We start from the raw sequence: 8,282 nt of genomic DNA, 5'->3' as shown, positions 1-8,282 counted from the left end.
CCGGCTCGACCGCCTGGCGCCGCTTCAGCCATCGTCGTTGTTTGTCCGTCAGCCGCTTGGACTTGCCTCGGTGAATCAGCTCGATGGGCGCGATCTCCGCGTCCACACCACGGTAGCCCAAGTCCACGATGGCCGTGGTGGGCTTGACGTCCAGGTCTTGCAGCAGCGTGCTGGTCTGCTCCAGCTGTGCCGCCAGGGTGTGGCCGTCATACGGGTTGCCGGGGAAGGTGCGCGCACCGACGATCAGGCCTTGGCCATGCGTGATGGCCAGGCTGCTCTTGACGCCGAACTCATAGGGCTTGCGGGCCTTGCCCTTGCCGATGCATTCGACCTCGGGGGCGTGCAGTGCGTACAGCTTGCCGCGCCCGCTGGGATTGGCCTTGCTGGCGGTCTGCGCATGGATGCGCGTCACGCGATCGAGCAGGTCTTGTAACTGGGCTTGGGCGGCATCGCTCAAATCGGCCATCTTGCGCTGCACATCACGCATGAGCACACCCAGGATCGTGCGCTGGCGACGCAGCACCTTGCGCAGGCGCTTGAACTGGCGGGCGTGAGCGTAGCCCCCAGCCCTGCGGCGCAGCGTCTGGCCTTCGCGCTCAAAGGTCTGCTTGGGCGACAGCCCCAGCTTCTTGGCCATCTCGGCCAGTTGTCCGCGTGCGACCTCCAGCAAGCGGCTGTCCGTCGGATGGGCGATGGCCTTCTCCTGCACTGTGGTGTCGACGATGACGCGCTCGAACTCGCTCTTCTTGACAGCCTGGATGCGCACCGCCGTCTCGATGGTGGTCTTGAGCAATTGCTCGACCCCGGCCTCACCAAGCACACGTCTAAAGCGCCCGATCTGGCTGGGGTCACAGGGCATGCGGGGCTCGTAGTACTGCTGGCCGCTGAAGAACTGCCACACGCAGTTCTCGCTCCAGCGCTCGACCACCGACTCGTCGCTCTCGTTGAAGGCATGCTTGAGATACAGCAGCGCCACCATCAGGCGGATGGGCAGCCGCGGGCGGCCAGCAGCACTGAGGCCACCGGCAACCACCACGGCGGTGGGGCCAAACATGTCGGCGTCCAGCTTCATGCTGCCCATGCGCGCCTTGCGTGCAAACAGCGGCGCCAGGGACTTCTCGATCTCGGTCCACGGCATCCGTGTGGCCAGCACGGCCAGCGGGTGGCGCAGGTCGATCATGGTGTCCAGCCGGGCGCGAAAGAAGTCGGGCGTGCTCATCTGTTCAGATCCTCAAAACTCCCAGAAACTGAGCGTCATTGAACCGAAAACCCAGAGTTCTGACCATCCCCAATTGCACGACTCGCCCTGTATTCATCGGGGGTGTGGTGGTTTTGCAAGGCCGACTGGTTATTTCCTGGATCGGCATGAGTTTCTGGGGTGGGCCAGTATTCGATACCGCATCAGAGGGCTTGAGCATGGCGACAGCTTGCGGTGTCTTGCTGATGCTCACCTGGCAGTCATACAACTACGCCCGCTCCCGCGAAAAGAACCACACAGAACGCAAAGAACTTGAGTTGGCCATCGCGGAAGTCGAGCGCCTCACGGCCATCGACACCTTGACAGGCCTTTACAACCGGCAGCATTTGCATGAGGTCCTTGATCATGAAACCATGCGCGGTGGCTCCGGTACGCCTGGCTTCTGCGTTGCCTTGATTGACCTGGATCATTTCAAGCAGGTCAATGACACCCATGGACATCAGGTTGGCGATGAGGTGCTGCTTGGATTTGCCGCCCTGGCAAAATCCGCCTTTCGAGACATAGACACGGTTGGCCGGTGGGGCGGTGAAGAGTTCCTGATCGTCATGCCAGGTGGGTCTCAGACGCCCATTGACCGCCTGCTGGTGGCGGTTGCCCAGGCAGCGCTTTCGAGTCAAGTCTCAGAACTGCGCGTCACCTTCTCTGCGGGTCTGGCTCACCATCGCGTTGGAGAGAGCTGGGCAGACACATTGGAACGCGCTGACCGCGCGCTGTACGCAGCCAAAAAGGCCGGTCGCAATCAATGCATCGCCGACATCTAGCGATGGCAAGACGATACATCGATGGTCGTCTATCGATCAGGCTGCCTTCTTCTGCTCGTCCCGCAGCTCGCGGCGCAGGATCTTGCCCACATTGGTCTTGGGCAGGTCATCGCGAAACTCGATGTATTTCGGGCACTTGTAGCCGGTGAGCTGCTCCTTGCAGTAGCGCACCAGATCTGCTTCGACCAGAGACGGATCCTTCTTGACCACGAACAGCTTCACGGCCTCGCCGGACTTGGCATCCGGCACGCCCACGGCGGCGCATTCCAGCACGCCCTGGTGCAGGCTGACCACCTGCTCCACCTCGTTGGGGTACACGTTGAAGCCCGACACCAGGATCATGTCCTTCTTGCGGTCCACGATCTTGATCAGGCCGTCGGCGTTCATGATCCCCACGTCGCCCGTGCGGAAAAACCCGTCGGCCGTCATGACCTTGGCGGTTTCATCAGGGCGTCTCCAGTAACCGGCCATCACCTGCGGGCCGCGGATCGCGATCTCGCCGATTTCGTCCGTGCCCAGCACCGCGCCCGCATCGTCCAGGATCACCACCTCGGTCGACGAAATCGGCATGCCGATCGCGCCGGTGAAGCCCGCGCTGTCGAGCCGATTGATCGTGGCCACCGGCGAGGTTTCCGACAAGCCGTAGCCTTCGACGATCGAGCACCCGGTGATCTTCTTCCATATTTCGGCGGTGGCTTGCTGCACCGCCATGCCGCCGCCATTGCTCACGCGCAGCCCCGAGAAATCGAGCTTGGCGAATTCCGGATGGTTCAGCAAGCCGTTGTACAGGGTGTTGACCGCCGGGAACTGGCTGATCCGAAACCCCTGCAGCGTCTTGATGAACCCGTCCATGTCGCGCGGGTTGGCGATCAGGATGTTCAGGCTGCCCATGCGCGCGCCCACCATGAAGCAGGCCGTGAGCGCGAAGATGTGATACAGCGGCAGCGCGCACACATTGACCAGCTGCTCGTTGCCGTTCTTGCTCAGCTCCGGCTTGAACCAGGCCTCGCATTGCAGGATGTTGGCCACCACGTTGCGGTGCAGCAGCGTGGCGCCCTTGGACACGCCCGTGGTGCCGCCGGTGTACTGCAGGAAGGCGACGTCGTCCGGACGCAGTTGCGGGCGCTTGAACGACGCCTTGCTGTTGCCTCGAACGAGCGCATCGTTGAACCGGGTCACCTTCAGGCCGGCGGGCAGCGTGAACGTCGGCACCATCTTCTTGACGTGCCGCACCACGAAGTTCACCAGCTTGCCCTTGGCCCAAGGCAGCATGTCGCCCATGGCCGCCAGCACCACATGCTTGACCGGCGTGCGCTCGACCACCTGCTCCAGAGTCACGGCGAAGTTCTCCAGGATCACGATGGCTTCGGCCCCGGAGTCCTTGAGCTGGTGCTCCAGCTCGCGAGGCGTGTACAGGGGATTCACGTTGACGACCACGAAACCCGCCCGCAACACGGCCGCGATCGCCACCATGTACTGCGGCACGTTCGGCATCATCAGCGCCACCCGGGCGCCGGGCGCCAAGCCGCAGGACTGGAGCCAGCCTGCCAGCGCCTTCGACGCATCGTCGAGCTGCTCGAACGTCCAACGGGCGCCCATGAAGGCCGCCGCGTCACGGCGCGCGTGCTGCTTGAATGCCTGCTCCAGCAGTTCGGCCAAGCTCGGGTACACCGAAGCGTCGATGTGTGCCGGCACGCCGGGCTGGTAGTGCGAGAGCCAGGGCTTCGAGATCTCTGCCATGCTTGTCATCCTTAGATTAAAAAAAAGGCCGCTATCGAATGCGCAAGGCGTTGCGCAACTGTTCGCCGATTTCTGGCTTGCCCAGGAACGGATCGCTTGGGTTGCGGCCCTGGAGCACATCCTCCAGGCGCGTCTGCACCATGCGCAATGCGTTCGGGTGTGTGTAGATATAAAAGCGACCGGCTTCGATGCCTTCGTACACGAGCTGGGCCACTTCATCGGCCGTGACCTTGCCTGAGGTGACCGCCTTCGTCATCATGGCTTGCGCAATCATCTGGCTTGGCGTGGGCTTGTCCTCGCTGCACAACTCTGCGGGGCGATTGCGATGCGACATGTGGATGCCCGTGGGTACGAAGTAAGGGCACAGCACCGAAGCGTGCACCTGGTCCGTCACCAAGGCCAGGTCTTGGTACAGCGTCTCGGACAGGCTGACCACGGCATGCTTGCTCACGTTGTAGGCGCCCATGTTCGGAGAGTTCAACAAGCCTGCCATGGAGGCGACGTTGACCATGTGTCCTTGCCAGGCGGGGTCCTTGCGCGCGGCGGCCAGCATCAAAGGCGTGAAGATGCGCAGGCCGTGGATCACACCGAACAGGTTGACGCCCAGCACCCATTCCCAATCGCGCTGGTTGTGCTCCCAAATCAAGCCGCAGTGTTCCACGCCCGCGTTGTTGATCACGATGTTGGGCGCGCCAAAACGCGCCATGCACAGGTCGGCCACGGCCTGCACGTCTTCCGCAAGCGAGACATCGCTCTTCAAGAGGGCGAACTTCGCGCCTGCCTTCGTCAACTCGGCATCCAATGCATCCAAGGCATCCTGCTGGACATCGGCCAGTACGAGGTTCAGGCCCTTCTGGGCGCCAAGCCGTGCCAGCGCCAAACCAAAGCCGCTGCCCGCGCCGGTGATCACAGCCGTCTGACCGGCTTTCAAAGTAAGGGTTGTCATGTTCAGCGAAGTAGGAAATTCATCTGCAACGCCAGCATCTTGGGAAACAGCGGGTCGAAGTACGGATCGAAGTGATTGGCATCGATTTCGATGACCTCGATATGGGGATTGCCCACCCGGTGAACCTTGTCGGACACAAAGGGCGCCACCGTGTCACCGGTCGCGCCGATCATCAACATGGGAATCTTGACGTCTTTCAAGCGCTGCCACGGCCGATAGAACGGCATCGTGTACAAGGACCTGGCCGTCACCCGGTTGTCGTAGCCGTAGCCTTTCAATGCCGCCATGGCAAGCTCCATGGCCTCCCAGGCGCCGTCCCGGTCCATGGTGCCAAACTGCCCTTCGCGAGACAGTGTCGGCACACAAATGGGCGTGCCCGGCTTGAGGAAATCGATCAGTCCCAGCGTGCTCATCTTCATCATCCGAAGGGGCGGCGTGGCCAAGGTGGCAGCCATCCCGTCGAGCATGGGAACCTGGATGATGGCGCCCTTGAGTTCCGGGTGCTGCGATGCCAGATCCACCACATGGCCCCCGCCGAACGATGTGCCCCACAGGGTGATGCGGTTTGCAGCGACCATCGGCTGTGCCTTCAAATGAGCGAGCGCAGTGTCGGCCACCCTTGTCCGCCGCCATGGGTTGATGTCCTGCCTCGGAAAGCCCCCGCTGTCGCCCCAGCCGGGGTAGTCGAACTCCATGACGGCAAACCCCGCTTCGACAAAACTGTGGGTGTATGACGAGGTCATGGCGCGTTGGATGCTGCCCCACCCGCCCAGCATCAAGATGGCGGGCAATTCCTGATCGGGATCGGCGTCTTGCGGCACGTAGAGCGTCGCGGCGCACAGTGCATCTTCCGCCTGGAAGGTGGACTTGATGGCGCGCAGGCGCACATGCGAGGTGTCAGGGTAACGGCGAGATTTCACGGTTGGTTCCGAAAGTAATGCGATGTGAAAAGGGAGCATGCGCCACACAGGCGTGTGGTGCAACGAGCGCGTGGTCAAAACGCCATGGCCCTGGAGATCGGGTCGCCTGCACTCTCATGCCATGCAAAGTGAGGCGTTTGTGCCTGCGTTCTTTGGCTGGCGAAGGTGGCCAAGCGTGTGACCGCGTTGGCTGCAGAGGCCAGGAATGCCGCTTGAAGTTGAAACACATGCCAACGGCCTGAATAGATTTCCAGGCGGCAAGGCACGCCGTAGTGCGCGGCGCGCGCGTTCAGCCTGGTCGCATCGGATTCGAGAATTTCCAGGTCGCCCACTTGAATCAGCATGGGAGGCATCCCATGCAAATCGGCGCCCAACAAATGTGGCTTTTTAGAGCCCGGCGCATACCAATGCGCAGCCTGCTTCAGCCATGCCACATTGAGCATCGGATCAAGCTCCGCAGCCGAGCGGATGGTCTGACCTGACAGGGTGTTGTCCAGGAAGGGCGACAGCAGCATCAGCCCTGCGGGCATGGGCTCGCCCGCATCACGCAGTTTCAAGGCCAGCGTGAGGGCCAAGCCGCCACCGGCAGAATCCCCGCAAACCACGATCTGGTGAGGTGCCAGGCCTTGCTTGAGCAAGGCGCGATAGCAGGTCAGTGCGTCCTCGACGGCGGCGGGCTGTGGGTGTTCGGGCGCCAGGCGGTATTCCGGCACCCAGACCGTCATGCCCGTGGCGGCAAAGCGCGTTGTCAAACTGCGGTGTGTGCGGGCACTGCCGGTGCAAAAGCCTCCGCCATGCAAGTAGAGGATGGTGGCGCCCCGGACTTGCGCCTGTTTTGGCGAGATCACTTCTGTGGTGACGCCATGGATGTCATGCCGTGCGACATGCACATGCCGGTGGCTGGGCATGAGGTTTGACAAGGCGCTCACGATGAAGCGCTGCGCGCCAACGCCGAACGGCGGACGAATGAAGGCTTTGAATGTGGTGCGCAACAGGGCCTTCAAGGTGCTGGCAGTGAGTGATTCCACCACGCCCCGCGGTTCGGCAAACCGAATCACATTGCCTGAGCCGCGATGTGGCTCGATGAAGTTGTACGCGTTGAGCGAGGAATAACGCGTGAGCCAGCGGTACCCAAAGGTGAAGCCAGGCCAGTTCGTGCTGTTGTGGCCGTTGGCATCGACGTACCAGCTCTTGCAACCCTGCCACACCGTGGCCGTCAGGCGCTTTTGCACGGTGCCATTGAAGCTGGCATAGCGTGCCGCATCAACCTCGATCGCGTTGGCGCCCGCCTTGTGCGCTGCCTTCATGCACCTCACGGTGTGCGCGATCTGGCTTTCGAGCATGTAGATGATGGAGCTGTGACCCAAGTTGGTGTTGGGCCCATAGAGCATGAAGAAGTTGGGAAAGCCCGGCACCGTCATGCCCAGATAGGCCTGCGCACCCTTGCTCCAGGCTTCGTTCAGATCCAACCCGTCCCGCCCGGTGATGGTCATCGGCGCGAGGAACTCGGTGGCCGCGAACCCTGTGCCATAGACAATCGCATCCACGGTGTGGTGCTGTCCATCGGCTGTCTCGATGCCATCGGCCGTGATGCTTCGGATGCCTTCCGTCACCACCTTCACGTTGGGCTTGGCCATCGTGGCCAGGTAGTCGTTGGACAGCAGGATGCGCTTGCAGCCAATGGGGTAGTCGGGCGTGAGCCGCGCACGCAGACCGGGGTCGGCCACTTGCCTTCGGAGCAGCGCTTTGAAAGGCAGGCCCACGGCCAGGTCCATCAGCGCCTTGACGCGGGTGAAACCCACAGCGCGGCCTTCGTATTGCGAATAGATGCGGGCCCGGTGCAGCTTCATCGTCCAGGGGGCCATCCTGAACAAGGCCTTGCGCCAGCCCGCATACGGGCCATCAGGACGAGGCAGGATGTAGGCGGCCGAGCGTTGAAAGACGGTCAGTTGGTTCACCCGATCCGAGATCGCAGGCACGAACTGGATGGCCGAAGCGCCCGTGCCAATCACCGCAACGCGCTTGCCCTTCATGTCGTAGCTGTGGTCCCAGTGGGCAGAGTGGCAAACGTGCCCCTCAAAGCTTTCCATGCCTTTCAGTTTGGGATACACCGGGCGGCTGAGTTGGCCTGTGGCTGTGACAAGGAACCGGGCTTGCAGAACCTGGCCGCTGGTCAAGGTCACGGTCCACAGCGCAAGCCCTTCGTGGTAAGCGGCTTGGGCCACTTCACAGCCGAAACGGATGAATGGCAGCAGCCCGTATTTCTCGGCGCAATGCTTCAGGTACTGGTGGATTTCGGCTTGGGGTGCAAACACCCTGGACCAGTTCGGGTTGGGCTCGAACGAAAACGAGTACAGGTGGGATGGGACATCACAGGCCGCGCCCGGGTAGGTGTTGTCCCGCCAAACGCCGCCCACATCGTGGCGCTTTTCTAGTATGAGGAAATCGCCCAGATCAGCCTTCTTCAATGCGACCGCCATGCCGATCCCCGCGAAGCCGGAGCCGATGATGATCGTGTTGATGGGGCTGTCTGTGTTCAAGCCGGTGCTTTGCATATTCTGAAACCTGCAAGTGCGGCGAAAGGCCGCCGCCATGGGGCCAATCATGCGCAAAAGCACCGCCATTGAGAATGTTGGCCGGGGACAAAGGCTTTATGA

6 protein-coding genes are annotated in these 8,282 nt (G+C 62.0%); 1 reads left to right on the top strand and 5 read right to left on the bottom strand.

The features are described from left to right. Positions 1-1,219, bottom strand: a 1,219-nt coding sequence (locus Q7V20_RS15205; RefSeq protein ID WP_304792845.1) for an IS5 family transposase, incomplete at its 3' end; no start/stop codon positions are given. Positions 1,220-1,257: 38 nt separating this feature from the next. On the opposite strand from Q7V20_RS15205, the gene Q7V20_RS15200 reads away from it, so the two are divergent. Further along, positions 1,258-2,019: a GGDEF domain-containing protein gene (locus tag Q7V20_RS15200; RefSeq protein ID WP_304792842.1), complete on the top strand. Its 762-nt coding sequence runs from the start codon at positions 1,258-1,260 to the stop codon at positions 2,017-2,019. Between the two features lie 36 nt (positions 2,020-2,055). On the opposite strand, the gene Q7V20_RS15195 is transcribed toward Q7V20_RS15200, so the two are convergent. From Q7V20_RS15195 to Q7V20_RS15180, 4 genes are all read right to left on the bottom strand, one after another. Continuing rightward, positions 2,056-3,750, bottom strand: a complete 1,695-nt coding sequence (locus Q7V20_RS15195) for a long-chain-fatty-acid--CoA ligase (protein WP_304792851.1) — start codon at positions 3,748-3,750, stop codon at positions 2,056-2,058. Positions 3,751-3,790: 40 nt separating this feature from the next. Further along, the gene (locus tag Q7V20_RS15190; RefSeq protein WP_304792839.1) at positions 3,791-4,705 is read right to left on the bottom strand and encodes an SDR family oxidoreductase; all 915 of its coding nucleotides are present in this window, start codon (positions 4,703-4,705) and stop codon (positions 3,791-3,793) included. Between the two features lie 2 nt (positions 4,706-4,707). Beyond that, entirely contained in the window at positions 4,708-5,625 is a 918-nt protein-coding gene (locus Q7V20_RS15185; RefSeq protein WP_304792836.1) for an alpha/beta hydrolase, read from the bottom strand. Positions 5,626-5,699: 74 nt separating this feature from the next. Continuing rightward, entirely contained in the window at positions 5,700-8,180 is a 2,481-nt protein-coding gene (locus Q7V20_RS15180; RefSeq protein WP_304792833.1) for an alpha/beta hydrolase fold domain-containing protein, read from the bottom strand. Between the last annotated feature and the right edge of the window lie 102 nt (positions 8,181-8,282).

It is taken from the genome of Aquabacterium sp. (genome assembly GCF_030652515.1).
Taxonomy (GTDB): domain Bacteria; phylum Pseudomonadota; class Gammaproteobacteria; order Burkholderiales; family Burkholderiaceae_C; genus Aquabacterium.
This window is presented reverse-complemented; position numbering and strand designations above follow the sequence as displayed.

What these genes read in the sequence shown, in the direction of transcription:
- Q7V20_RS15190 (WP_304792839.1), bottom strand. Translation starts at nt 4,705, where the DNA reads ATGACAACCCTTACTTTGAAAGCCGGTCAGACGGCTGTGATCACCGGC.
- Q7V20_RS15180 (WP_304792833.1), bottom strand. Translation starts at nt 8,180, where the DNA reads ATGCAAAGCACCGGCTTGAACACAGACAGCCCCATCAACACGATCATC.